Source organism: Frigoribacterium endophyticum, from assembly GCF_011759585.1.
Taxonomy (GTDB): domain Bacteria; phylum Actinomycetota; class Actinomycetes; order Actinomycetales; family Microbacteriaceae; genus Frigoribacterium; species Frigoribacterium endophyticum.
Genome location: NZ_JAAOYV010000001.1, coordinates 335,025 through 359,955, shown reverse-complemented (window position 1 = coordinate 359,955; position 24,931 = coordinate 335,025). Strand labels below are relative to the sequence as shown.

Annotated in this window: 20 protein-coding genes; 4 read left to right on the top strand and 16 right to left on the bottom strand. The window is 73.4% G+C overall.

All coding sequences use genetic code 11. From position 1 onward, the window contains the following. Window positions 1-57: 57 nt before the first annotated feature. Window positions 58-3,360, bottom strand: a complete 3,303-nt coding sequence (locus FHR77_RS01695; protein WP_167258327.1) for a S8 family serine peptidase — start codon at window positions 3,358-3,360, stop codon at window positions 58-60. Window positions 3,361-3,616: 256 nt separating this feature from the next. Continuing rightward, window positions 3,617-4,714, bottom strand: coding sequence for a helix-turn-helix domain-containing protein (locus tag FHR77_RS01690; protein ID WP_167258325.1), 1,098 nt, complete (start codon window positions 4,712-4,714; stop codon window positions 3,617-3,619). Window positions 4,715-4,819: 105 nt separating this feature from the next. On the opposite strand from FHR77_RS01690, the gene FHR77_RS01685 reads away from it, so the two are divergent. Then, window positions 4,820-6,058, top strand: coding sequence for a mannosyltransferase family protein (locus FHR77_RS01685; RefSeq protein ID WP_167258323.1), 1,239 nt, complete (start codon window positions 4,820-4,822; stop codon window positions 6,056-6,058). A gap of 84 nt (window positions 6,059-6,142) precedes the next feature. Here the strand turns inward: FHR77_RS01685 and FHR77_RS01680 are convergent, their stop codons facing one another. The 9 genes from FHR77_RS01680 to FHR77_RS01640 form a co-directional block, all read right to left on the bottom strand. Next, a complete protein-coding gene (locus tag FHR77_RS01680) occupies window positions 6,143-7,150 on the bottom strand; it encodes an LLM class flavin-dependent oxidoreductase (protein ID WP_167258321.1) in 1,008 nt (335 codons plus the stop codon). A 108-nt stretch (window positions 7,151-7,258) separates the two neighbouring features. Next, complete coding sequence (gene araA, locus FHR77_RS01675; RefSeq protein WP_167258319.1) at window positions 7,259-8,800, bottom strand: L-arabinose isomerase; 1,542 nt, start codon at window positions 8,798-8,800, stop codon at window positions 7,259-7,261. Then, window positions 8,797-9,507, bottom strand: a complete 711-nt coding sequence (locus tag FHR77_RS01670) for an L-ribulose-5-phosphate 4-epimerase (protein WP_167258317.1) — start codon at window positions 9,505-9,507, stop codon at window positions 8,797-8,799. The genes araA and FHR77_RS01670 overlap by 4 nt, the downstream gene beginning before the upstream one ends. Continuing rightward, window positions 9,504-11,261, bottom strand: coding sequence for a ribulokinase (araB, locus tag FHR77_RS01665; RefSeq protein ID WP_167258315.1), 1,758 nt, complete (start codon window positions 11,259-11,261; stop codon window positions 9,504-9,506). Before araB ends, FHR77_RS01670 begins: the two co-directional genes overlap by 4 nt. Window positions 11,262-11,359: 98 nt before the next feature. Beyond that, on the bottom strand, window positions 11,360-12,349 hold the full coding sequence (locus FHR77_RS01660; RefSeq protein ID WP_341777179.1) for a LacI family DNA-binding transcriptional regulator: 990 nt from the start codon (window positions 12,347-12,349) through the stop codon (window positions 11,360-11,362). A gap of 154 nt (window positions 12,350-12,503) precedes the next feature. Further along, window positions 12,504-13,769 (bottom strand): multiple monosaccharide ABC transporter permease, encoded by a 1,266-nt coding sequence (gene mmsB / locus FHR77_RS01655; protein WP_167258313.1) that lies wholly within the window; start codon window positions 13,767-13,769, stop codon window positions 12,504-12,506. Then, complete coding sequence (gene mmsA / locus FHR77_RS01650) at window positions 13,756-15,306, bottom strand: multiple monosaccharide ABC transporter ATP-binding protein (protein WP_167258311.1); 1,551 nt, start codon at window positions 15,304-15,306, stop codon at window positions 13,756-13,758. Before mmsA ends, mmsB begins: the two co-directional genes overlap by 14 nt. A gap of 96 nt (window positions 15,307-15,402) precedes the next feature. Next, a complete protein-coding gene (gene chvE, locus FHR77_RS01645; protein WP_167258309.1) occupies window positions 15,403-16,536 on the bottom strand; it encodes a multiple monosaccharide ABC transporter substrate-binding protein in 1,134 nt (377 codons plus the stop codon). Window positions 16,537-16,768: 232 nt separating this feature from the next. Next, complete coding sequence (locus FHR77_RS01640; protein WP_167258307.1) at window positions 16,769-16,921, bottom strand: hypothetical protein; 153 nt, start codon at window positions 16,919-16,921, stop codon at window positions 16,769-16,771. Between the two features lie 201 nt (window positions 16,922-17,122). Here FHR77_RS01640 and FHR77_RS01635 point away from each other — a divergent pair, with 201 nt between their 5' ends. Further along, window positions 17,123-17,440 carry a hypothetical protein gene (locus tag FHR77_RS01635; RefSeq protein WP_056052739.1) on the top strand — a complete coding sequence of 106 codons (318 nt, stop codon included), beginning with the start codon at window positions 17,123-17,125 and terminating at the stop codon, window positions 17,438-17,440. A gap of 48 nt (window positions 17,441-17,488) precedes the next feature. Here the strand turns inward: FHR77_RS01635 and FHR77_RS01630 are convergent, their stop codons facing one another. After that, window positions 17,489-18,457, bottom strand: a complete 969-nt coding sequence (locus tag FHR77_RS01630) for an aldose 1-epimerase family protein (RefSeq protein WP_341777178.1) — start codon at window positions 18,455-18,457, stop codon at window positions 17,489-17,491. Continuing rightward, on the bottom strand, window positions 18,450-19,709 hold the full coding sequence (locus FHR77_RS01625) for a D-arabinono-1,4-lactone oxidase (protein ID WP_167258305.1): 1,260 nt from the start codon (window positions 19,707-19,709) through the stop codon (window positions 18,450-18,452). Before FHR77_RS01625 ends, FHR77_RS01630 begins: the two co-directional genes overlap by 8 nt. 205 nt (window positions 19,710-19,914) lie before the next feature. Between FHR77_RS01625 and FHR77_RS01620 the strand changes: the two genes are divergently transcribed. Continuing rightward, window positions 19,915-20,376 carry a hypothetical protein gene (locus tag FHR77_RS01620; RefSeq protein WP_167258303.1) on the top strand — a complete coding sequence of 154 codons (462 nt, stop codon included), beginning with the start codon at window positions 19,915-19,917 and terminating at the stop codon, window positions 20,374-20,376. Between the two features lie 47 nt (window positions 20,377-20,423). Here the strand turns inward: FHR77_RS01620 and FHR77_RS01615 are convergent, their stop codons facing one another. The 3 genes from FHR77_RS01615 to FHR77_RS01605 all read right to left on the bottom strand — a co-directional run bounded on the left by FHR77_RS01615 (window position 20,424) and on the right by FHR77_RS01605 (window position 24,379). Continuing rightward, window positions 20,424-21,809 (bottom strand): NtaA/DmoA family FMN-dependent monooxygenase, encoded by a 1,386-nt coding sequence (locus FHR77_RS01615; RefSeq protein WP_341777177.1) that lies wholly within the window; start codon window positions 21,807-21,809, stop codon window positions 20,424-20,426. A 150-nt stretch (window positions 21,810-21,959) separates the two neighbouring features. After that, a complete protein-coding gene (locus FHR77_RS01610; RefSeq protein ID WP_167258301.1) occupies window positions 21,960-23,396 on the bottom strand; it encodes an MFS transporter in 1,437 nt (478 codons plus the stop codon). A 197-nt stretch (window positions 23,397-23,593) separates the two neighbouring features. Continuing rightward, window positions 23,594-24,379, bottom strand: coding sequence for a gamma-glutamyl-gamma-aminobutyrate hydrolase family protein (locus tag FHR77_RS01605; protein ID WP_167258299.1), 786 nt, complete (start codon window positions 24,377-24,379; stop codon window positions 23,594-23,596). A gap of 150 nt (window positions 24,380-24,529) precedes the next feature. Between FHR77_RS01605 and FHR77_RS01600 the strand changes: the two genes are divergently transcribed. Then, window positions 24,530-24,886 carry a PRC-barrel domain-containing protein gene (locus FHR77_RS01600; protein WP_056052725.1) on the top strand — a complete coding sequence of 119 codons (357 nt, stop codon included), beginning with the start codon at window positions 24,530-24,532 and terminating at the stop codon, window positions 24,884-24,886. Window positions 24,887-24,931 lie beyond the last annotated feature (45 nt).

The following is a 24,931-nucleotide window of genomic DNA, read 5'->3' as shown; positions in this document are numbered from 1 at the left end:
GGACCGCCTCCGGTCGCGTCTGGCCGTCAGGCCGTGAGGCCTTAGGCCGTCGGGCCGCTACGCCTCCGGCGTGCGCTCCGTCGTCACGGCGACGCTGCGCAGGCGGCGTCGGCCGATCACGGCGGCGGCGAGGCCGGCGAGCAGCAGGGCCACGCCCGCCGCGATCATCGGGGCGACGTCCTGGCCGGTGAAGGCGAGGTCGCTCGCGGCCGGCGCGGCGTTCCCGCCGCCCGTGCCGCCCGCTCCGCCGGCGCCGGGAGCACCCGTGCCGGGGGCGCCGGCACCGGGGTCACCGGGCGCCGGGGCGGGCGTGCCCGGGTCGACGGGCGCGGTGACCGCGGGGCCGGAGTCGACCGTCACGTAGGTGACGCGCCCGGTGGCCCCGTAGACGATGCGGCCGAGGTACTGCGACTCCGGCTCGAGGCCCGTCCACGACGCCGTCACGACGGCCTCCTGGTTCGAGGCCAGCGTCAGGGTGGTCGGCGAGACCGCGAACGACCCGGTGTACGCCGACGGGATCAGCGTGTACGCGTCGAGGTCGTAGGTCATCGTCTCGCCGCCCGAGTAGTACGCGACCTCGAGCAGGTAGCTGCCGGCCTCGGGCTCCGTGATGTCGATCTGCTCGTCCGCGGCCGAGGTCGCGGAGGTCGCGGTGATCGCCACGGGGGTGCCCGTCGCGTCGAGCTCGTAGAGCGTCAGGTCGAAGTCGACGGGCTCGTCGACCGCGGGGGCGTCCGCTCCGCCGGCCGTCAGCTGGTAGCGCACGAACTGCGTATCGGCCGGGATGGTGACGTCGACGTAGTCGAAGTCGCCGACCGTGCCGCTGCCGCTCGTCCGCTCGCCCTTCACCAGGCCCTCGGCCGACAGGGCCAGGGTCTGGTCGCCGCCCGAGGTGATGGGCGCCTCCGCGCTGCCGGTGACGCCGGTGCCGGTGATGTCGCTCGGCACGTCGACGGCCACGGGGCGGACCGCGAGCGGGCTGCGCACCGTGTGGGCGCCTCCGTCCGTCCAGGTCAGGTAGCCCGTCGTGTACTGGTCGTACGCGGCAGTGGTGCGGGAGAAGGTCACCTCGTACGAGGCGGTCTGGCCGGCACCGGTGAACGACAGGGTAGAAGGCGAGACGGTCGTGGCCACGCCGGGCAGCGACACGGGCTGGGCGGTGTACGTGCCCGCCCCGGTCGACGTCACGGTGCGGGTCACCGTCGTGGAGTTGAGCAGCGCACCGACGGCGATGGAGGCCTGGTTGAGCTGCGAGCCCTCGGCGCTGCCGAGGGTGGCGATGTAGCTGTCCCACTCGGCCACGCCGCTCAGGTAGAGCAGGCCGGCGTCGAACATGTCGGCGGGCTGCACCTGGCCGGCGCCCTGGGCGAAGACGTCCTGCGAGGGCGCGCCCGTGGTGTCGACGGTGTCGCCGGCGGTGGTCATCATGGCCGACTTCACCTCCATGGGAGTCGCGGTGGGCGTCACCGAGAGGTAGAGCGCCGCGAGGCCGGCCACGTGGGGCGACGACATCGACGTGCCGGAGAGGAACTCGTAGGTCGCCGCGGCGCCCTCCGCGTTCGCGCCGGCGGCGAGGATGGCGACGCCGGGGGCGGCGACGTCGGGCTTCAGCACGTTGCCGCCGTCGGCCTCGACCGGGCCGCGCGACGAGAAGCCGGCGACCTGCGGGGTGGCGGGCTCGGGCTGGCCGGTCGGGTTGCCGTCGAGGAGCGTGACGGTCGAGGTGCCGGGGGCGGCGGCGGCGTGCAGCGCGGTGTAGTTCACGTTGCCGGCGCCGGCGTCGACGTGCACGGTCGGGACGACGTGGGCGTCGACGTCGACCGAGCTCGGGGTCTTGTTGACCAGCACCATGCCGATGCCGCCGGCGCGCTGCACCTCGGCCGACTTGGCCGTGCGGTCGGTGACGCCGCGGTCGCAGAGCACGATGGTGCCCGTGACGAGCGCCGGGTCGAGGGTGCCGCCGGTGCAGTACGACAGGGCGGTCCGGTCGACGCCGGGCAGGCCGGACGACAGCGCGTCGACGAAGCGGCCGGTCACGCCGGCCGGGTCGGTCGACAGCGAGGTCGAGCCGCCGAGGTAGTTCGTGACGACGCCGTCGGGCCCGGTCACCGACGCGGTGGCGTCGTAGCTCGGGATGGTGCTGGCGGCGACCGTGGTGATCCACGGGGCGGCGTTGTCGAGGGTCGACGCGCCGGGGCCCGAGTTGCCGGCCGAGGCCGCCACGAAGATGCCCGCCGCGGCCGCGTTGTAGAACGCCTGGTCGGTGAGCGAGTTCGTCGACGTGGCGCTGCCGCCGCCGATCGAGTAGTTGATGACGTCGACGTTGTCGGCGGTGGCCGCGTCGATGGCGCTCAGCAGGTCGGCCGTGGCGCAGCCGTCGGCGACGTTCGCCGAGACCTTGCCCGTCCAGCAGACCTTGTAGGCGGCGACCTTGGCGTCGGGGGCGACGCCGGAGATGTCGCCGAAGTCGCGGCCGTTGATCGTCACGGGCACGTCGGCGTTGCCGGCGGCCGTGCTGGCCGTGTGCGAGCCGTGGCTGTCGCCGTCGCGGGGCGAGACGTACTCGCCGTTCTCGGCGGTCTCGATGCGGTCCTCGCCGAAGCCGCCGAGGAAGTAGCGCGCCCCGACGATCTTCGTGCTGCAGTCGCTCTGGTCGAACGCCTCGCCGCGCTGGCACACGCCGGTGAAGGTGCCGCCGTCGGACTTCTCGTACGAGATGCCCGCCGCGGTCGTGTAGGGCACGGTGTCGCTCGGCGTAGCGGTCAGCGCGTCGCCGGCGAAGGAGGGGTTCTCAGGGGCGATGCCGGTGTCGATGACGCCGACGACGACGCCCTCGCCGGTGCCCTGCGTGCCCCAGACGCCGCCGGCGCCGGAGAGGCCGAGGTAGTCGGTCGACGGCACGGCCGTCGTGTGCAGGATCTCGTTCTTGACGACGGCCGCGACCTTCGACGACCCGACGAGCTGCTTCGCCTGGGCCGCCGTGAGGTCGGCCGCGAAGCCGTTGGTGGTGACCTGGTACGTCGCGACGGGGGTGACGCCGACCGAGCCGGCCACCGCCTCCTGCTCGCTCTGCAGGTGCTCGACGTACTTCGACGTCGCCGGGTCGGTGAGGTCGACCCCTTCGTCGGGCGTCGCGGTCGCGGCGAAGCCGGACTTCCCGCCGTCGTAGGCGGTGACCGCCGGGTCACGGAGCGTGACGACGTAGCTGCCGTCGGTGAACTCCGAGTCGCTCACGACGACGGGCCCGTCGGCGGCGGACGCGGCGGTCGCCGGGAGCGCGATCGCCCCGGCGGCGACGAGGCCGGTCACGAGCAGGGCGGTGGGGTACAACGGCCGTCGACGGCCGGACGATCTGATCACGGGTGCCTTTCGCATGCCGCGGCCCGTGCCGCGGTCTCCCGTAAGAGTTACCTGAGAATGCGCCGACCCCACTACGGGGGCACCTGGCCGGAGCAGGCCACTGACCTCACCCGGCCACGATGTTTACCTCCGTGCAACGGAACGGGGTACGCGCGATGTCCGCCGGGTGACCCCCTGGCGACGCTGCTGGGCGAGCCCGGGGAACCGCCTGGGCGGGAGCTGGCCGAGCGGGGCTACGAGCCCCGTCGGGGCCCGGTCAGACCCAGCCGCGCCGTGCCGCCTCGACGCCGGCGTGGAACCTGTTGCTCGCGCCGAGCTCGTCGAAGAGGTCACGGAGGCGGCGCCGCAGCGTGCGCGGCGACACCCCGAGCTGCGCGGCGATGACCTCGTCAGTCGCCCCGGCGGCGACCAGGGCGAGCAGGTCGCGCTCGTCGACGGTCGGCGGGCGCGACGACGTCGGGACGCCCTCGGGCACCGCGCCCTCGTCGCCGCTCGTCGCGGCCGCGAGCCGGGCGGCGACCTCGGCCCAGTCGGGCGAGCCGTCGACCGAGGCCGAGGGCAGGGCGGGCACGGGCAGCGCGGTGCGCCAGCGCGACTCGAACAGGTCGCAGAGCGCCGCGATCAGGGCCGGTGACTCCGTGACCAGGGCCTCGGGAGGCGCGGTCGGGTCGTCGAGGGGGCCCACGGAGACGAGGGCGACGGCCCGGTCGGCCACCGCCAGCTTGACCGGCAGGTCGTGGGTGACCCGCGCCTCCTCGCCGTGGGCACCGAGCCGGTGGATGCCCTGGAGGCTGCCGTCGCCCGTGAAGCTGGCCACCGTGTAGATGGCCCGCCAGCGGACGCCGCGGCCGAGAGCGCCCCGCTCGACGGACTCGTTCGTCGCGACGACGTAGGGCGGGCGGTCGAAGGCCAGGAACTCGTGGCGCGCCCGGTGCTGCAGGCGCGAGTACCAGTCGCCCACGGCGGCGTGCCCGGCCAGGACGGTGGTCGAGCCCGACGGGTCGGCCTGGCGACGGCCGTCGTCGAAGAGCGCCCCGAGGTCGGTCACCGCGGTGCGGGCGTCGGCGAGCTGCGCGTCGCGCGCGGCGACGAGCGCCGAGACGGCGACGCGGGGGTCGACGGCCCCGTAGCCGGCGGTGCTCGTGCCGTCGGGAGCGACCGTGCCCTCGGCCGTGCGGTGCACGAGGCCGAGGTTGCGCAGCTGCTCGAGGGCCGTGACCACGGTCGCCACGTCGAGCGCGCGGACGGCGGCGATCGTGCCGACGTCGACCGTGTCTCCGCTCGACAACACGAACTCGTAGACGTCGGCGGTGACGGCATCGATGCCGAGGGCTGCGAGCGAGGGCAGGGGCATCGTCCCATGGTGCACGGTCGTCGGGCTCCGTGACGACATCGGGACCAGGCGGTCGCGCCTCCCTCTTGGTAGCGTCGTCGGGATGACCCCCCGACGGAGCGCGCGATGAGCGGCGAGGCGACCACCGCCTCCGGCCCCTCCGTCGACCTCCGGCGCAGGTCGCTCCGCTGGCCGTCCCTCGACCTGGCGGGCCGCTTCTCCGGCCGCTGGCCCGGGCTGCTCGCCCTATACCTCGTGTCGCGCGTCTTCTCGACGACCATCCTGTTCGTGGTCTACGAGGTCGCGACCCTGACCGGGGCGGCCTTCGTCACGCCCGGCAGCGACCGGTCGTTCCTGGACTTCACCGTCTCGTGGGACAGCGACCGGTACCGCACCATCGCCCTGCACGGCTACCCGGGCACGCTGCCCACCGACGCGGCGGGCGAGGTGCTGCCCAACGAGTGGGCCTTCCTGCCCGTCTTCCCGACCCTGTGCCACCTGCTGATGGTCGCCACCGGGATGAGCTTCGCGGTCGCCTCGGTGCTGATCGCCACGGCCGCCGGCGCCGGTGCCGTCATCGTGCTGCACCGCCTCCTCGAGCCCCGCGTCGGGCACCGGAGCGCGTTCTGGGCCGTGCTGCTCTTCTGCTTCGGCCCGCTGTCGTACGTGCTCAGCGTCGGCTACGCCGAGAGCCTGTCGCTCTTCCTGCTCTTCTCCGGCGTGCTCGCGCTGCAGCGCCGCCAGTACCAGCTCGTGCTGCTCTGCGGCGTGGTCGCGGCCTTCACCCGGCCGGGGGCGCTGGCGCTCGCGCTCGCCCTCGCGATCCACCTCGTCGTGCGCTGGCGGACCGAGCGGGCGTCGCTCGACCGGCGCGAGCTGACGCGCATCGTCGTCGCGGGGCTCGTCGTCGCCGCGGCGGGGCTCGCCTGGCCCGTCGTGGCCCACCTCGCCACGGGCGAGCCCGACGCCTACCTGCAGACCGAGATGGCCTGGTGGGTCGACTACGTCGGGCGCCCCGACTTCGTGCCGCTCACCCCGTGGTTCCTGCTCGCGGGGCGCTGGGTCGGGGTCGCCGGCATCGCCCTGGTGCTGCTCATCATCGCCGTCGCGGCCTGGTGGCTCAGCCGCCGGTCGACGGTGCAGCTGGGCCACGAGGTGCACGGCTTCGTCGTGAGCTTCGGCCTCTACCTGCTCGCGGTGTTCCTGCCGCAGCAGAGCCTGTTCCGCCTGCTCATGCCGCTGACGCCGCTGCTCGGCACGCGTGCGATCGGCGAGCGGCCCTGGCTGCGCCGCAGCCTGCTCGGCAGCAGCCTCGTGCTGCAGCCGGTCGCCGCGGTGCTGCTCTGGCTGTACGTCGCGCCCTGACCGCCGGGGCGGGCGCCCGCGGCGCCGCCGCCGGGGCGGGCACGCGCGGGGCGACCGCCTGAGCGGGCCCCGCGGCGCGACCGTCTAGGCGGGGACCCGCGCCGTCGACTCGGCGAGCAGCGCGACCGAGCGCAGCCGGTCGGAGGTGCGGAGCGACGCGTGCGCCACGATGACCTCGTCGGCGTCGGCGCTGTGCGCGAACCGGCTCACGTAGTCGGCCACCTCGTCGCCGGTGCCGACGCCCGTGTAGGTCGTCATGCTCGCGACGTGGCCGCCGGCCGGCGTGCGGAGCAGGTGGTCGAGCTCGTCGTCGCTGAAGGTGCGGTCGACGGTGACCTGACCGCTCTGGCGGAGCAGCATCATCAGGCGGGCCCGCTTCATCTCGGCGAACTGGCGCTGGGCGTCGTCGGCGTCGTCGGAGGCGATGGCGTTGACGCCGGCGAGCACGTACGGCTGGTCGAGCTGGGCCGACGGCTGGAACTCCCGGCGGTAGGTCGCGACCGCCTGGTGCAGGGCGTCGGGGGCGAAGTGCGACGCGAACGCGTAGGGCAGGCCCAGCGCCGCGGCCAGCTGGGCGCCGAAGAGCGACGAGCCGAGGATGTAGAGCGGCACCGCCGTGCCGGCCCCGGGCGTCGCGCTGACGCCGGGCACGCGGGACTCCCCGGCGAGGAACGCCTGCAGCTCGAGGACGTCCTGGGGGAAGCGCTCGGACGACGCGGGGTCGCGGCGCAGCGCGCGGAACGTGGCCTGGTCGCTGCCGGGGGCCCGGCCGAGCCCGAGGTCGATGCGCCCCGGGTGCAGGGTCTCGAGCGTGCCGAACTGCTCGGCGATGGTGAGGGGCGAGTGGTTCGGCAGCATGACCCCGCCCGACCCGAGGCGGATGGTCGAGGTCTGGCTCGCCACGTGGGCGATCAGGACGGACGTCGCGCTCGACGCGATCGACGACATGTTGTGGTGCTCGGCGTACCAGACGCGTCGGTACCCGCTCGCCTCGGCCTGCTGGGCGAGGGCGACCGAGGCGGCGAAGCTGTCGCGGGCGGTCTCGCCGGGGGCGATCGGAGCGAGGTCGAGGATCGAGAGGGGAACGGTCATGGTGGGCCCAACCACGGAGGCGCGGGTCGTGTTCCCGACGCCCGGACGCAGAGGAGGCGGCCCGCACCCCGTTCAGGGAGGTGCGGACCGCCTCCGGCCAGGGGGCGCCTAGAGCCCGCGCGCCAGACGGTGGTACGCGGCGTTCCAGCGCACCTCGCGGCTGAACTCGCGCATCGTGGTGTGCTCGTCGATGATCAGCAGCTCGGTCTCGAGGATGCGCGCGAGGTCCTCGAACGCCTCCAGGCCGACGGCCGTCGACATCACCGTGTGGTGGGCGGCGCCGGCGGTCAGCCAGGCCTCGGCCGACACGGCGAACGACGGGCGGGGCTCCCACACGGCGCGGCCGACGGGCAGGTTCGGCAGGTCGGCGTCGGGGGCGACCACGTCGACCACGTTGACCGTCAGGCGGAACCGGTCGCGGACGTCGCTCATGGCGACGACGACGGCCTCGCCCGGGTCGGCCGTGAAGACCAGGCGCACCGGGTCGTCCTTGCCGCCGATGCCGAGCTCGTGCACCTCGAGGGAGGCGCGGCCCGCGGTGAGCGTCGGGCTCACCTCGAGCATGTGGGCGCCGAGGATCTTCTCGGCGCCGGGCACGAGGTGGTACGTGTAGTCCTCCATGAGGGAGGCGCCGCCCGGCAGGCCGGCGCCCATCACGGCGGCGGCGCGCACGAGCACCGCGGTCTTCCAGTCGCCCTCGGCGCCGAAGCCGTAGCCCTCGGCCATGAGGCGCTGCACCGCGAGGCCGGGCAGCTGCTTCAGCGCGCCGAGGTCCTCGAAGTTGGTCGTGAAGGCGCTGAAGCCGCCGGCCTCGAGGAAGGAGCGGAGCCCGAGCTCGATCGCGGCGCCGTCGCGCAGCGACTGGTGGCGGGCACCGTCGGCGCGCAGCTCGGGGGCGACGTCGTAGTCGCGCTCGTACAGGGCGACGAGGTCGTCGACGGCCTGCTCCGGGGCGGCCGCGACGGCCTCGGCCAGCTCGTTGACGCCCCAGGTGTTGACCTGCACGCCGAACGCCAGCTCGGCCTCGGTCTTGTCGCCCTCGGTGACGGCGACGAAGCGCATGTTGTCGCCGAAGCGCGCCAGCTTGAGCGAGCGCATCGCGGCGGCCCCGGCCGCGGCGCGCATCCACGTGCCCACCTGGCGCTGCACGCGGGGGTCGCTGACGTGGCCGACCACGGTCTTGCGGGCGACGCCGAGGCGGGTCTGAACGTAGCCGAACTCGCGGTCGCCGTGCGCGGCCTGGTTGAGGTTCATGAAGTCGAAGTCGATCTCGCCCCAGGGCAGCTCGACGTTCGCCTGCGTGTGGAGGTGCAGCAGCGGCTTGCGGAGGGCGTCGAGACCGCCGATCCACATCTTGGCCGGGCTGAACGTGTGCATCCAGGTGGTGACGCCGATGACGCTGTCGTCGAGGTTGGCCTCGAGCATCGTGCGCTTGATCGACTCGGCGTCGGTGAGCACGGGCTTCCAGACCAGCTCGACGGGCACGTCGGAGGCGGCTGCGAGCTCGTCGGCGATGGCCCTCGACTGCTCGGCGACCTGGCGGAGCGTGTCTTCGCCGTAGAGGCCCTGGCTGCCGGTGAGGAACCAGACCTGCTTCGAGGCGAGGAAGGCGACGGGGGCGACGGTGTTCGGGGTGGGGGTGGTGCTCATGACAAGGCTCCTGAGGGCTTCTGGCCGTAGACGTTCTGGTACCGGTCGAAGAGAGCGTCGATGCTCTCGGCCGGGATGGGCAGGGGTGCGCCGAGCTGGCGCGAGAGGTGGACGGTGCGGGCGACGTCCTCCGTCATGACGGCGGCCTTGACGGCGTCGCGGGCGTCCTTGCCGATGGTGAAGACGCCGTGGTTCTGCATCAGCACCGCCCGGCTGCGGTGACCCTCGAGCGTCTGCACGATGCCCTCGCCGATCGACTCGTCGCCGATGATCGCGAACGGCCCGATCGGGATCTCGCCGCCGAACTCGTCGGCCATCGCCGTGATGACGCACGGGATCGCCTCGCCGCGCGCCGCCCAGGCCGTGGCGTAGGTGGAGTGCGTGTGCACCACTCCCCCGACCTTCGGCATGTGGCGGTACACGTAGGCGTGCGCCGCGGTGTCGCTCGACGGGCTGCGGTCGCTGCCCGGGCTGCCGGCGACGACGGTGCCGTCGAGGTGGCAGAGGATCTGGTTCTCGGGCGTGAGGTCGTCGTAGTCGACCCCGCTCGGCTTGATGACGAAGAGGTTCGTGCCGGGCACGCGCTGCGACACGTTGCCGCCCGTCCAGACGACGAGGCCGTAGCGGGTCAGCTCGGCGTGCAGGTCGCAGACGGCCCGGCGGGTCTCGTCGATGGCCGACTCGGTGGCGCGGTCGATGAAGGTCATGCGCTCGCCCCCTCGACGGCCGGGGCCTCGGACTCGCCGGAGGCGCGGGTCGGGTCGACGGCGTCGGTCGCCGCCCGCCCCGAGCCGAGCGCGTCGCGGCGGATCGCCTTCAGGCGGTGCATCACGTCGTTGCCGCCGCGCCCGAACCAGTCGTGCAGCAGCAGGTACTCGGCGTACAGCGCGTCGTACGCGTCGGCCGCGTCGGGGTCGGGCGTGTAGGTGGCCCGGTCGACGCTGCCCATGGCCTCGCCGGCGACGCGCGTGTCGGGGTAGGCCCCGGCCGCGACGGCGGCGTGGATGGCCGAGCCGAGCGCGGGGCCCTGCTCGCTGCGGATGGTCGAGATCGGCAGGCGGAGCACGTCGCTGTAGGTCTGCATCAGGTGGCGGTTCTTCAGCAGGCCGCCCGCGGCGATGAACTCGGTGACGGGCACGCCGGAGTCGTTGAACGCCTCGACGATGCGACGGGTGCCGTAGGCCGTGGCCTCGAGCAGGGCGCGGTAGCCCTCCTCCGGCGTGGTGCTGAGCGTCTGGCCGACGATGACGCCGGAGAGCTCGTGGTCGACGAGCACCGAGCGGTTGCCGCTGTGCCAGTCGAGGGCGACGAGGCCGTGCGCCCCGACGGGCTGCTCGTAGGCGAGGTCGGTGAGGTGCTGGTGCACGCTCTTGCCGGCGGCCTCGGCCGCGTCGACGGCCGACTGCGGCACCTGGTTGCGGACGTACCAGGCGAAGATGTCGCCCACGCCCGACTGGCCGGCCTCGTAGCCGTAGAAGCCCTCGGTGATGCCGCCGTCGACGACGCCGCACATGCCGGGGACCTCGGCGAGCTCGGAGCCGTTCATGACGTGGCAGGTGCTCGTGCCCATGATGGCGACCATCTGGCCGGGCTGCGTCGCCTTGGCGGCGGGGGCCGTGACGTGCGCGTCGACGTTGCCGACCGCGACGGCGATGCCCTCGGGCAGGCCCGTCCAGCCGGCGGCCTCGGCCGTCAGCGTGCCGGCCGCGGAGCCGAGCGCCCCGATCTCGTGGGCGACCTTCGACTCGGCGAAGTCGGCGAAGCCGGGGTTCAGCGCGGCGAGGAACTCGCGGCTCGGGTACTCGCCGTCCTGCAGGATGCCCTTGTAGCCGGCGGTGCAGGCGTTGCGGACGTAGCGCCCGCTGAGCTGCCAGATGATCCAGTCGGCGGCCTCCACCCAGTGCTCGGTCGCGGCGTAGACCTCCGGGTCCTCCTCGAGCAGCTGGAGGCCCTTGGCGAACTCCCACTCGCTCGAGATGAGCCCGCCGTAGCGGGGCAGCCACGACTCGCCGCGCTCGCGGGCGAGCTCGTTGATGCGGTCGGCCTGGCCCTGCGCGGCGTGGTGGCGCCACAGCTTGACGTAGGCGTGCGGGCGGCCGGCGAACTCGGGCAGCTCGTTGAGCGGGGTGCCGTCGGCGGTGGTCGGCACCATCGTGCAGGCGGTGAAGTCGGTGCCGATGCCGACGACGCTGGCCGGGTCGACGCCCGAGGCGGCGAGGGCCTCCGGGACGGCGTTCCTCAGCACGTCGACGTAGTCGCTCGGCACCTGCAGGGCCCACTCGGCAGGCAGGCGCTCGCCGGTGCCGGGCAGGGTGCGGTCGACGACCGCGTGGGGGTACTCGAACGTCGCGCTGCCGAGCTCGGCGCCGTCGGAGACCCGTACGACGACGGCCCGTCCGCTCAGGGTGCCGAAGTCGACGCCGACGACGTGGGAGTCGGCGTGGTCAGGGGTCGCTGCCATGGAACATCCTTGTCATGGTGGTGAAAGTGAGCGCTCACATTGTGCCACGTGAGCGCTCACGCGTGCAATCGCGCCCCCGGGTCGGAGGCGCGGGTCGGCTAGTGCCGGGGAGGCGCGGTCGAGAGCCGCACGACGAGCTCGGGGGCCATCGGGGCGACGGGCGTCTCGTCGCCGCCGAGCACGGCCTCGACCGTGTCCATGATGCGGCGGCCGAGGGCCTCGAAGTCCTGGCGGACGGTGGTCAGCGGCGGGAGGAAGTGCTCCGCCTCGGGGATGTCGTCGAACCCGACGATGCTCACGTCGCCGGGCACGCGGACGCCGGCCTCGGTGAGCGCGTGCACGACGCCGAGCGCCATCTGGTCGTTGGCGCAGAACACCGCCGTGACGTCGTCGCGCCCGGCGAGCTCCCGCCCCAGGGCGTGGCCGGAGGCGGGGGTCCAGTCGCCGCGGAGCAGCACCGACGCGTCGAGGCCGAGCCGCGCGCAGGCGTCGCGCCAGCCGCGCTCGCGGTCGCGGCCGTCCATCCAGGCGTCGGGGCCGGCGACGTGGGCCACCGCCCGGTGGCCGAGCGACGCGAGGTGCTCGACCGCCCGCTCGGCGCCGGCCGCCTGGTCGATGGAGACCGGGTGGTGGCCGTCGTCGGCGACGCTGTCCGCCGTGACGAGCGGCACCGTCACGTCGGCCGAGCGCAGCACGTCGAGCGCCTCCGCGTCGGGGGCGATCAGCACCACCGCGGCGACGGCCTGGCCCACGAGCGCGTCGACCGCCTGGCGGACCCCGTCGGCGTCGTCGCTGTCGAGCGTCGCCATCGACACCTGGTAGCCGGCGCGCCGCGCGGCGCCGTTGAAGCCGTGCATCGTGCTGGACGGCCCGTAGAACGGGAACCCGGTGCTGATCAGCCCGATCGAGCGCGTCTTGCGGCTGGCGAGAGCCCGGGCGGCGAGGCTCGGCCGGTAGCCGAGGGCCTCGACGGCGGCGTCGACCTTGGCCTTCGTGACCGGGCGGACGGTGGGGTCGCCGTTGACGACGCGGGACACCGTCTGGTGCGAGACGCCGGCAGCCCTGGCGACGTCGAAGAGGGTGGGCACGGGGACGATCCTAGGGAACGAGGGCCGGGAGCCGGGCGAGTGCCCGGCCGTGCTGCGGGGAGGCGCCCCCCTGCGGGGACGCCGGAGGCGCGGGTCGAGCTCGACCCGCGCCTCCTCGTGTCGTCGACCGACCGACCGGTCGACGTCTCGCCTCCTACTTGGTGGAGGACGCGGCGCGACGCTTGTTGAAGACGTCGAACGCGACCGCGGCGAGCAGCACCAGGCCCTTGATGAGCGACTGGTACTCCGTGCCGACGCCGAGGATCGACATGCCGTTGTTCAGGATGCCGATGATCAGGCCGCCGACGATGGCGCCGGTGACCGTGCCGATGCCGCCCGTGACCGCCGCGCCGCCGATGAAGACGGCCGCGATGGCGTCCAGCTCGAAGCCGTTGCCGGCGCTGGGGCTGGCGAGGTTGAGCTGGCCGGTGAAGACCAGGCCGGCGAGGGCCGAGATGACGCCCATGTTGACGAACAGCAGGAACGTCACGCGCTTGGTCTTGACGCCCGACAGCTCAGCGGCGTGCAGGTTGCCGCCGATGGCGTAGACGTGGCGGCCGAAGACCGAGTTCTTCATCACCATCGAGTAGACGACGACGAGCACGGCGAGCACGACCAGCACGATCGGGGTGCCCGAGTAGCTGGCGAGGAGGAAGCCGATGTACATGACGAGGGCGACCGTGAAGACCATCTTCGTGATGAACCACAGGAAGGGCTCGTCCTCGAGCTGGTACTTGCGACGGATGGCTCGGCCGCGGAGGCCCGTGCCGATCAGGGCGACCGAGGCGATCACGCCGAGGATCAGCGTGAGCGGCTCGTAGCCCGTCGTGCCGAACGCCGGGAGGAAGCCGGAGCCGATGTTGCGGAAGCCCTGGGGGAAGGGCGAGATCTGCTGGTTCTGCAGGGCGATCTGCGCCGCACCGCGGAAGGCGAGCATGCCCGCCAGCGTGACGATGAACGCCGGGATCCCGAAGTAGGCGATCCAGAAGCCCTGCCAGGCGCCGACCAGGGCGCCGATCACGAGGCAGAGCACCGCGGCCACGGGCCAGGGCAGTCCCCACTGCGTGATCATGACGCCGGCCATGGCGCCGGTGAAGGCGACGACGGAGCCGACCGAGAGGTCGATGTGGCCGGCGATGATGACCATCACCATGCCGATGGCGAGGATCAGGATGTAGCTGTTCTGGACGACCAGGTTCGAGACGTTGATCGGCGCGAGCGTGATGCCGTTGGTCGTGATCTGGAAGAACAGCACGATGACGATCAGCGCGATGAACAGGCCGATCTGACGCAGCTGGCCGGCCAGGTACGACACGGCGCCGGTGATCGGGTTGCCGGAGCCGGACTGGCCGCGCGGCGAGGAGTTCCCCGTTCCGGTGGGCTTGGGCTCGGTGGCCTGGGTGGGGCTAGGCGCGCTCATTGACGGGGCTCTCTCGCTCGAGGGTCATGTACTTCAGGAGGAACTCGGGGGTGGCGTCGGCGATCGGCACGTCGGCCGTGATGCGCCCCTCCGAGAGGGTGTAGATGCGGTCGCAGATGCCGAGCAGCTCGGGGAGCTCGGAGGAGATGACGATGACGCCCTTCCCCTGGTCGGCCAGCTGGTTGATGATCGTGTAGATCTCGTACTTCGCCCCGACGTCGATGCCGCGGGTGGGCTCGTCGAGGATGAGCACGTCGGGGTCGGCGTACATCCACTTGGAGAGCACGACCTTCTGCTGGTTGCCGCCGGAGAGCTTGCCCGTCACGGCCGCCACGGTGGGCGCCTTGATGTTCATGCTCTTCCGGTAGCGCTCGGCGACCGTGCTCTCTTCGGAGCCGTTCACGAAGCCGAGCTTCGCGAGCTTCCGGAGCGCGGAGCCGGAGACGTTGCGCTGGATGTCGTCGATCAGGTTGAGGCCGTACTTCTTGCGGTCCTCGGTGGCGTAGGCGATGCCGGCCGCGATGGCCTTGGTCACCGTGCTGGTGTCGATCTTCTCGCCGCGCTTGTAGACGGTGCCCGAGATGCCGGTGCCGTAGCTCTTGCCGAAGACGCTCATCGCGAGCTCGGTGCGGCCGGCGCCCATGAGGCCCGCGATGCCGACGATCTCGCCGGCCGCGACGGCCAGGTTGGCCTGGTGGATGATCTCGCGCGACGCGTCGAGCGGGTGGTGGACCGTCCAGTCCTCGATGCGGAGGAGCTCCTCGCCGATGGACGACTCGTGGGCCGGGTACCGGCTCTCGAGGTCGCGGCCGACCATGCCCTTGATGATGCGGTCCTCCGAGACCTCGCCGGCGTGCATGTCGAGGGTCTCGATCGTCTTGCCGTCGCGGATGATCGTGACCTTGTCGGCGATCTCCTTGATCTCGTTGAGCTTGTGGCTGATGATGATCGACGTGATGCCCTGGCCCTGCAGGCTCTTGATGAGGTCGAGCAGGTGGGCCGAGTCGTCGTCGTTCAGCGCCGCCGTGGGCTCGTCGAGGATGAGCAGCTTGACCTTCTTCGAGAGGGCCTTGGCGATCTCGACGAGCTGCTGCTTGCCGACGCCGATGTCGGTGACCTTCGTGATGGGGTTGTCACGCAGGCCGACCCGGGCGAGCAGGCCCGCGGCGTCGAGGTTGGTCTTGTTCCAGTCGATGAAGCCGCCCTTGGACTGCTCGTTGCCGAGGAAGATGTTCTCGGCGATCGACAGGAAGGGGCTGAGGGCGAGCTCCTGGTGGATGATCACGACGCCCGCGGCCTCGGAGTCGTTGATGTTCTTGAACTCGACGGGCTGGCCGTCGAGGAGGATCTGACCGTCGAAGGAGCCAGCGGGGTAGACCCCCGAGAGCACCTTCATCAGCGTCGACTTGCCGGCGCCGTTCTCGCCGCAGATCGCGTGGACCTGGCCGCGCTCGACCTCCAGCGTGACGTCCTGCAGGGCCTTGACGCCGGGGAACGTCTTGGTGATGTCGCGCATCTCCAGGATCGTGTTCGCCACTGTTCCTTCTTCCGTGTGGGTGGTGCTGAGGGGGCCGGGGAGGGGGGAGGCGCGGCTGGCGTCAGCCGCGCCTCCCCCGCCCCGAGGGGGCGTGACCTACTTGAGGTCGTCCTCGGTGTAGTAGCCGCTGTCGACGAGGACTTCCTTGTAGTTGTCCTTCGTGACGATGGTGGGCTGGAAGAGGTACGTCGGGACGACCTTCGCCTTGTTGTCGTACGTCTTGTCGTCGTTCGTCTCGGGCGTCTTGCCGTTGAGGATGTCGTCGGCCATCACGACGGACTGGTCAGCGAGCTGACGGGTGTCCTTGTAGATCGTCGAGTACTGCTGGCCGGCGATGATCGACTTGACCGAGGCGGCCTCGGCGTCCTGGCCGGTCACGATCGGCAGCGCCGAGTCGCTGTAGCCGGCGCCCTCGAGCGCCGAGATGATGCCGATCGAGATGCCGTCGTAGGGCGACAGCACGCCGTCGAGCTTCGTGCCGCCCGAGTAGGTCGAGGCGATCAGGTTCTGCATGCGGGCCTTGGCGGTCGCCGGGTCCCACTGCAGCGTGGCGGCCTGCGTGAACTGGTCCTGGCCGGAGCCGATCGTCAGCGAGCCGTCCTCGAGGTAGGGCTTGAGGGTCTCCATCGCGCCGTTGAAGAAGAACGTCGCGTTGTTGTCGTCGGGGCTGCCCGCGAAGACCTCGATGTTCTTGGCGGCCGCGCCGTCGATCTTCGCGCCGTCGGCATCGGCGAGGCCGAGGCCGGTGAGCAGGCTGGTGGCCTGGTCGACGCCGACCTTGTAGTTGTCGAACGACACGTAGTAGTCGACGTTCTCGCTGCCGGTGAGGAGGCGGTCGTACGAGATGACCTTGATGCCGGCCTTGGCGGCCGAGTCGAGCTGGTCGCTCAGCGAGCCGCCGTCGATCGAGGCGACGATGAGCACCTTGGCGCCCTTGGTGATCATGTTGCTGACCTGCTGGACCTGCTGGGGGATCTTGTTGTCGGCGTACTCGAGGTCGACCTTGTAGCCCTTGTCCTCGAGGGCGCTCTTGACGGCGTCGCCGTCCTTGATCCAGCGCTCGGAGACCTTGGTCGGCATCGCGACGCCGACGAGGGCGCCGGAGTTGTCCCCGCCGCTGCTGCCGCTGCCGCTGTCGCCGCCGCGGCCGCCCGCTCCGCCGGAGCAGCCGGCCAGGGAGATCGCCAGACCGGCGGCGACGATGCCGACGATGAGCTTCTTGTTCTTCACGGTGATTCCTTCGTGTCCGTGTCATCTCGACGGCGTCGTCGATGACGGATGGTGATGCTGTGGAGGTGGTGCTGAAGGGTGGTGCTCGTGCGTGGTGCTCGGTGGTGCGGACGGCCGGGGAGGCACGCGGGAGGGCGTGCCGGGCTGGCCGGTGGAGCGCGTCCTGGTCGGCGGCGGGGCCGCGTCGGGGACGGGCCGACGGGGTGCGTGAGCGCCCGTCGGGGGTCGGGGGTCAGACGGCGTCGAGGGCCGTGACGGGGGCGCGGCGAGCCGCGCCGCGGGTCGGCGACGCGGGCGCGTCGGGCGCGGTCGCCGCCGGCGAGCGGCGGGGGCGGACGGTCGACGCGGGGGTGGCGCGCGAGCCGTCGGGGGTGCTGGTGTTCACGGTGACCTCTTCGTCAGAGAACGTGTCTCGGAGTGAACCGTCGTGCTCGATCACTGTCATGTGAGCGCTCACATCGGGTGGTTCGGGGCAATACTGAATGAGCATCCGTCCGATGTCAAGTCGTCCGCGCATCCGGCATGGTTCACACGTTCGCAACACGGCGTTCACGGGCCTGAGCGGATGACGAGGCACCATGACTGCATGCTCGCCGTGACCGCCACCGTCCACACCGCGCACGACAGCGCCGGCCTGTTCTGGCTGTCACGCCGCCTGCTGGCCGAGCACGCGGCCGCCCGCGTCGACGAGGGGCAGTACCTCGTGCAGCTCGCCGACGCCGGCACGGTGCTGCTCACGGAGCTGCCCGATCTGCTGCGCTTCGACGTCGTGGTGCGCGACGAGCTGGCCGGGCGCCGCACCCGCCGCGCGCTCGAGGCCGCCCTGCTGCGGCTGTCGACCGGGACGGTGTCGGCGGTCACCTGGCAGTCGGAGCCGCTCGGCCACGAGGCGCTCAGCGCGTAGGGCGGCGGGCGCAGGCACCCGGCGGCCCGGGCGCCCGAGCCGTCAGCGTCAGATCGCCGTGATCGTCCAGCTCGCGACGTGGCTCTCGCCCGGAGCGAGGCGCACCAGGTCGATGCCGCTCGTGAAGGCGTCGGGCGGGCAGGTCATCGGCTCGACGGCGAGGCCGACGCGGTCGTTCTCACGCTCCGGGCGGTCGGCCGTGTGCACCTGCACCCAGGGCAGCTCGGGGCCCCAGGTCATCTCGACGCCCCGGCCGTCGGCCGCCGTCAGCCGTGCCGTCGCGACCTGGCCCTCGCCGGTGCGGGCGAGCTCGGTGAAGGCGTGGTCGACGAAGGTCTCGCCGACGACGCGCCCCTCGCGGAAGTCGAAGCCCTCGCGCTCGGTCACCCCGTGCACGCCGGTCGGCACGAGGCGGTCGTCGGTCACCTCGAGGTAGCTGTCGGCCGGCAGGGTCAGGGCCCAGTCGTCGACCCGGCCCTCGCCGGCGACGAGGTACGGGTGCGGCGCGACGCCGTAGGGCGCCTCGCCGACGCCGACGTTGGTGGCCTCGACGGTCGTGGTGAGGCCGGCGTCGCCGAGCTCGTAGGTCGCACGGAGCGCCAGCCGCCAGGGGTAGCCGTCGCTCGGGGCGAGCTCCGTCACGAGGGAGGCGCGGTGCCGCTCGCTCGACTCCACGCGCCACTCGGACCAGCCGACCAGCCCGTGCAGGGCGTGCCCCCGCTCGACCTCGTTGAGCGGCAGCTGCAGGGTCTCGCCCGCCTCGTCGTAGGCGCCGTCGACGATGCGGTTCGGCCACGGCGCGAGCAGCGCCCCGCGGTAGAGCGGGCGGACCACGTCGGCCGCGAACGGGACGACCAGGTCGCGGCCGTCGTGCGTGAGGCTGCGGAGGGTCGCGCCGACGGCCGCGAGCTCGGCCCTGTACGCGCCGTGCTCGAGCGAGACGGGCGCGCCGCTGACCGGCAGCGGGCCGGCGGCAGGGGTGGTCGTGGTGGGGGTGGTCGTGGTGACGTCAGGCACGGTGTCCTCCGAGGGCGACGGTGTCGAGGTGGGCGTTGCGGAAGCGACCCTCCGGGTCGACGGCGGCGGCGTGCGCCGCGAAGTCGTCGAGGCGAGGGTAGCGGGCGCGCAGCGTCTCGTGGTCGAGGGTCGCCACCTTGCCCCAGTGCGGTCGTGCGTCGAAGCCGGCCAGCGCCTCCTCGACCAGCGGCAGCACCGCCAGCACCGCCTCCGCCTGACGCCGCCAGGTGAAGTGGAAGGCGACGCTCTGCCGGCCGCCGCTCGGGCTCAGCCACGCCGCGTCGGGCGCGACCGTGCGGATCTCGCTGACGAAGATGACCTCGGCGAGCCGGTCGCCGATCGCCCGGAGCGCCTCGACGGCCGCGGCCGCGTGCTCGGCGGGCACCAGGTACTCGCTCTGGATCTCCTCCCCCGCGCTCGGCGTGAACTCGGCGCGGAAGTGCGGCAGCCGGTCGAGCCACGGCCCGGGCTCGCCGAGCTGGGGCGTCACGGCGTCGGCGGCCGTGTCGGGCAGCATGTGCAGCGCGGCCTCGGCCGGGCGCGCGCCGAGCTCGCGGAGGTCGAGGCCCGACGAGCCGACACCGTCGACCCGGGCCTTGCTCCAGACCTGCTCCACGTCGTCGCCGGTGTAGCGGGTGAACAGGCTGACGCTGTAGGCGTGGGCGAGCACGGCGTCGAGCTGCTCGAGCGCGGCGGCCCAGGGCAGCCCCTGGTGGACGGTCTGCACGACGTCGAACGTCGGCACGGTGTCGAGCTCGAGGGCCGTCACGACGCCGAGGGCGCCGAGGCCGACGACCGTCGCCTCGAAGGCCTCGTCGCCGCGGCGGACGACGTCGAGCGAGCCGTCGGCGCGGACGATCTCGACCGCGCTGACCGAGGCCGACAGGGCGGGGTTGCCGACGCCCGAGCCGTGGGTGCCCGTCTGGACGGCTCCGGCGACCGAGATGTGCGGCAGCGAGGCCAGGTTGGGCAGGGCCCGGCCCTGGCGCTGCAGCTCGCGGGCCAGCACGGCGTGCGTGGCGGCCGCGCCGACGCGGACGACGTCGCGGTCGGCGTCGAGCTCGATCGGCACGCCCAGCGCCTCGGTCGAGACGAGCACGCCGTCGGTGTCGGCGATGCGGCTGAACGAGTGGCGCGAGCCGAGCGCCTTGACGCGGCGGCTGGAGGCGACGACGTCGCGCAGCTCGTCGACGGTGGCCGGACGGCGGAGGTCGGTCGTCGAGTACTCGACGTTGGCGGCCCAGTTGTGCATGAGACTCCTTCGGCTCGGATGGCGGTGACCAGTCTACGTGAGCGCTCACTCCGTGCGCCCGAGGCGGCCGGTCCCCCTTCTCTGGGGTCGAGGTGTCCCCCCAACTGGGCCCGTGTCCTCCGTTGCGCGGACACCGGCCGTGCGGTTGCCTTGGCATGCGCCGACAGGACGGCGCCGCACCACCACGACCAGGGGACCCTCCAGCATGAGCACCACCAGCTCCGACGCCGACGGCGTCACCGCGACCGGCGCGCGCCTCGGCGCCCGCGGCCGGACCCGCCCCCGCGTCGACCCCGCCTCCGTCCGGCCCGAGCGCGTCGTCGCCCTCCGCCGCCGCAGCGCCCCCCGCTTCTACCTCACGTACCTGCAGTCGCCGAACGACGGCAGCGACCCCGCCGTGCCCCTCGGCACCTGCCTCGTGCTCCGCGCGATCGGCGGCCAGACGCCGCGCCGGGTGTCGGTCGAGCTGCCGCACGACGTCGTCCGCACCGCGTCGTCCCTCCGTCGCGGCGCCTCCGTCGGCATCGCCACGCCCGGCGAGCTCGACGAGCTGGCCGTGCTCGGCACCGTCTTCGTCGAGTGGGTCTCGCGCGACGGCGTCACCCGCACCGCCTGGCTGCGCGTGCCGCCGACCCCGGCGCGCTACCGGGCCGGGACCGCCCGCTAGGCCGAGCCCTCCCCCGGGGCGCGACCACCGCCTCCGGCACGGCCCCGTCAGCGGCGGTGCGCCGCCGCGGGGTGGGAGTCGGGGAGGCGCGGGCCGCCCCCGGTGTACCGCTCACGCAGGGTCTGCCCCGGCACGTACGCCTCACGCACCCTGCCTCGCCGCCGCAGCTCGGGCACGACGAGCTCGACGAAGTCGCGCAGCGTGTCGAAGGAGTGGTACTGGCGGAGGTTGATGCCGTCGATGCCCTCCTCGTCGAGCCAGCGCTCGATCTCGTCGGCGACGACCGTCGGGGTGCCGGCCACGAAGAACGCGCCGCCCCAGGCCTCGTCGACGCTGTCGACCAGCTGGCCGACGGTGATGTCGAGCGGCAGAGCCGCCGCCCCGGGGTGGTCGAGCCGCCCCTCCGCCTCGAGGGCCTCGCGCACCGTGCGGTCGCGCGGGTGCGACGGGGCGTCGAACGGGACGCTGCGGTGCACGAGCGCGCCCTGCTCGCTCGCGAACGACCGGTAGAGGGCCAGCTTCTCGGCCACCGCCGCCTCGGTCTCGGCCGTGACGACGCCGGCCTGGACGATGAACGACACGTCGTCGGCCGACCGGCCGGCCTCGACGGCCGCGGCGCGCGTCGCCTCGGCCACCTGACGCACGGCCCGGCCGCCGGTGAACACCACCTCGGCGTGCTGGGCGGCCTGCGCGACGCCCGTGGGCGACGCGGTCGCGAGGAAGAGCACCGGGGTGCGCTGCGGCGACGGCTCGCTGAGGTGCGGGCCGGCGACCCGGAAGAACCGGCCCACGTGGTCGATCGCGTGCACCTTCGACGGGTCGGTGTAGACGCCCGAGCCGGGAGCCAGGCCGTCGGCCGCGGGGTCGGCGACGACGGCGTCGTCCTCCCACGAGCCCTCCCACAGGGCGTAGAGGACCTCGAGGTACTCCGCGGCGCGGGCGTACCTCTCCTCCTTGGGGATCTGGTCGTCGAGGCCGAAGTTGCGGGCGGCGCTCGGCAGGTACGAGGTGACGACGTTCCAGCCGACCCGCCCCTTCGTGAGGTGGTCGAGGGTCGACATGCGGCGGGCGAACGCGAACGGCGGCTCGTAGCTCGTCGACGCCGTGACGCCGAAGCCGAGGTGCTCGGTGACGGCGGCCATGACGGGCACGACCAGCATCGGGTCGTTCGCCGGCGCCTGGATGCCCTCGAGCAGCGCCGGGGCGGGGCTGTCGCCGTACACGTCGTACGTGCCCAGCACGTCGGCGAGGAAGACGGCGTCGAAGCCGCCGCTCTCGGCGAGGCGGGCCAGCTCGATCCAGTACGCCATGTCGGTGTACTCGCGACGGTGGTTGCCCGGCAGGCGCCAGAGGCCGTGCGTGATGTGCCCGACGCAGTTCATCTCGAACAGGTTGAGGATGAGCTGCTTGGGGCGGGTCTCGGTGTCGGTCACGTCGACGACGATGCCACACCGCGCCTCCGGCCGGGGGCGCGTTGCGCCGCGTTGCGGCGGGTCGCGGGGAGCGGGGGCGGGGGTCGCTCTGCGCTGGGTCGGGCTGAGTCGGGTCGGGTCGGGTCGGGTCGGGCCGGGTCGGGCCCGGGCTCAGCGGCGGCGGCCGCCCGTGACGGCCGGGCCGGAGCCCGTCGCCGGCCCGCGGACCACCGCCACCGACCCGGTCACGGCCGCGACCGACGACGTGATGGTGCGGAGGCTCGACGTCGACAGCTGCTCCTGCGCGTGGCCGTGACGGGGGAAGCCGCGGCGGGCCAGCGCCACCACGACGAAGCTCGCGGCGACGACCACCGCCGCCGAGAACGGCAGCGCGCCGAGGCCGGTGACCCCGGTCAGCTGCGCGCCGAGCGCCGCGCCGCCGGCGATGCCGACGTTCGAGCCCGCGTTGATCAGCGCGCCCGCGATGTCGGGGCTGACGCCGCCCGCGCGGATCGCCGCCGCCATGAAGAGGGTGCCGGTCGTGCCGTTCGCGGCGACCCAGACGCCCGCGACGACGAAGGTGCCGACGAGCGAGCCGTGCACCAGCGGCAGGGCCGCGAGGGCCACGGCCATCGTCGCCACGGCGACGAGGAGGGTCTGCCGCGGGGCGCGGTCGACGAAGGCGCCCGCCGTCAGCAGCCCGACCACGCCGGTCGCGCCGAGCACCAGCAGCGCCGTGCCGACCGCGTCGTCGCCGAGGCCCGCGGTCACGAGGTACGGCCCGACGTACGTGTAGACCACGTAGTGCCCGGCGAAGAGCAGCAGGTCGGCGACGACCACGGCGAGCAGCCCGGTGCGGGCCCACGACCGGACCGAGCCGACGTGCGGGTACGACTCGCCCCGCACCGCGGGCAGGAACGCCACCGCGACGACGGCGAGCAGCGCGGAGGCGGCGGCCACGGCCCCGACGGCGGCCCGCCAGCCGAGGTGGTCGCCGACCGTCGTCGCGAGCGGCACCCCGATGACGAAGCCGAGCGAGCTGCCCGAGTAGACGAACGCGATCGCGCGGCCGGCCAGCCGGGGAGGCACGATGCGCGTCGCGTAGGCCGACGCGACGGAGAAGAAGAGGGCGTGCGCGACGCCGCCGACGACCCGGCCGGCGCACACCACGGCGAAGGAGGGGGCCAGCGCCACGATGAGGTTCGACGCCGTGTAGCCGACGAGCGTGGTCACGAGCACGGCCTTGCGCGGCACGCGGGCCGTGGCCCAGGTGAGCGGCAGGGCGAGCAGGGCGACGGCGAGCGCGTAGACCGTGACCACCACGCCCATGCGCGACTCGGAGACGCCGAGGTCGACGCTCATCGTCGACAGGAGGCCGACCGGCATGAGCTCGGTGGTGATGGCGAGGAAGGTCGACAGGCCGAGCACGGCGATGCCGACCACGGCCGACGGGGTCAGCACGTGGACGGTGCCGCGGGCGGCGGCGGCCTCGGCGGCGCGGTCGGCGGTGCCGACGTCGCTGACGCGCATCGAGCCCGTGTAGGTCGAGGGCACGCGGACGGGCTCGGTCTCGGGCCGGTCGGCGGGGCGGGTGGTGGTGTCGGTCACGAGGGCCTCCGTTCTCCCGCACGGAGGCGCACGACGACGAGCGTCGGGACGCGCCGGGGCCGAGGCCGGGGCGCTGCGCACTCGTCGCGGGTCAGATGTGACGGGTGTGGGGGTGTTGCCGCTCCACGACGAGGGCGCTGTCCTTCCAGTGTGACACGGCCCCCTCCCCCGCCCGCAAGGCCCCCGAGCGGGCCGGGCTACGCCCTGGGCGCACGCACCCGGTCGGCGCGGGCGGCGTCGCGCGCCGCGACGAGCAGGTCGGTGAGGACGGTGCCGCGCGACCCCGCGTCCTCCGGGTGCCACTGCACGCACCAGAGGGGCGCCTCCTCGTGCTCCATCGCCTCGGCCGTGCCGTCGGCGGCCCAGGCGACCACGCGGAGGCCCCGCCCGGGCCGGGCGACGGCCTGGTGGTGCGAGCTGCGCACGTCGAGGGTCGTCGCCCCGAGCACGCCGGCGAGGCTGCTGTCGTCGGCGACGCTCACGACGTGGTCGACCATGCTGTCGTCGACGTCGGCGGCGACGTGGCCGTCGAGGTGCTGCACGAGGTCGCCGCCGAGGGCGACGTTCACGAGCTGCATGCCGCGGCAGATGCCGACCAGCGGCGTGCGCGCCGCCACGGCCGCGCGCACCAGGGCGATCTGCGCCCGGTCGGCGTCGGGGAAGGTCTGACCGCCGTGCGGCTCGGCGACGTCGCCGCCGTAGGTCGACGGGTCGACGTCCTCGCCGCCGGTGAGGACGACGGCGTCGGCCGCGGCCAGCCGGCGCCCGAGCTCGTCGTCGCCGGCCTGCGCGGCGGCCACGCGGTCGACCACGAGGCCGAGCGCCTCGGCGGCGGCGACGACGGAGGCGGTGAGCCGCTGCAGCTCGGCCTCGAACGCGGGGTCGTCGCGGCCGCCGTCGGCCACGTCGACCACGAGCAGGCGCCCGGCGGCGCCGGCCTCGTCGGGGCGGGCGGCGTCGTGTCGAGGGCTCAGGAGCGACATGCGCCCATCGTGCCACCCGGGGCACGCCGCCACGCCGTCTCCTGAGAGCTCGACGCGACCCGCCGCGCGGCAGGGCGCACGACGGGCCGGGCCGGTACCGTCGGAGGCGCACGACCCCGGACCACGCCGGGGCGGCAGAGAGGTCACGCCATGTTCGAACCGGAGAACCTCCGAGACTGGGTCGGCCTCGCGGTCGTCGACCCCACCGGCGACAAGATCGGCACGCTCGAGAGCATCTACTTCGACACGTCGAGCGACGTGCCGTCGTTCGCCGCCGTCCAGGTCGGCATCCTCGGCCGCACCCGCCTCGTCTTCGTGCCGCTCGACGGCGCGCTCGTCGCGCCGAAGCACCTCAAGGTGCAGTTCGACAAGAAGCTCGCGAAGGAGGCGCCGTCGATCGAGACCGACGGCGAGCTCGAGGCCCAGCGCGAGCAGGAGCTGTTCGCCTACTACAGCCTGCCCTACACGCTCGGCACGGGCGGCGAGCGGCGGCTCGGCCGCCGCTAGGCGGCGCCCGTCGGTCGACGGGAGCAGCGAGGAGGCGCGGTGCCG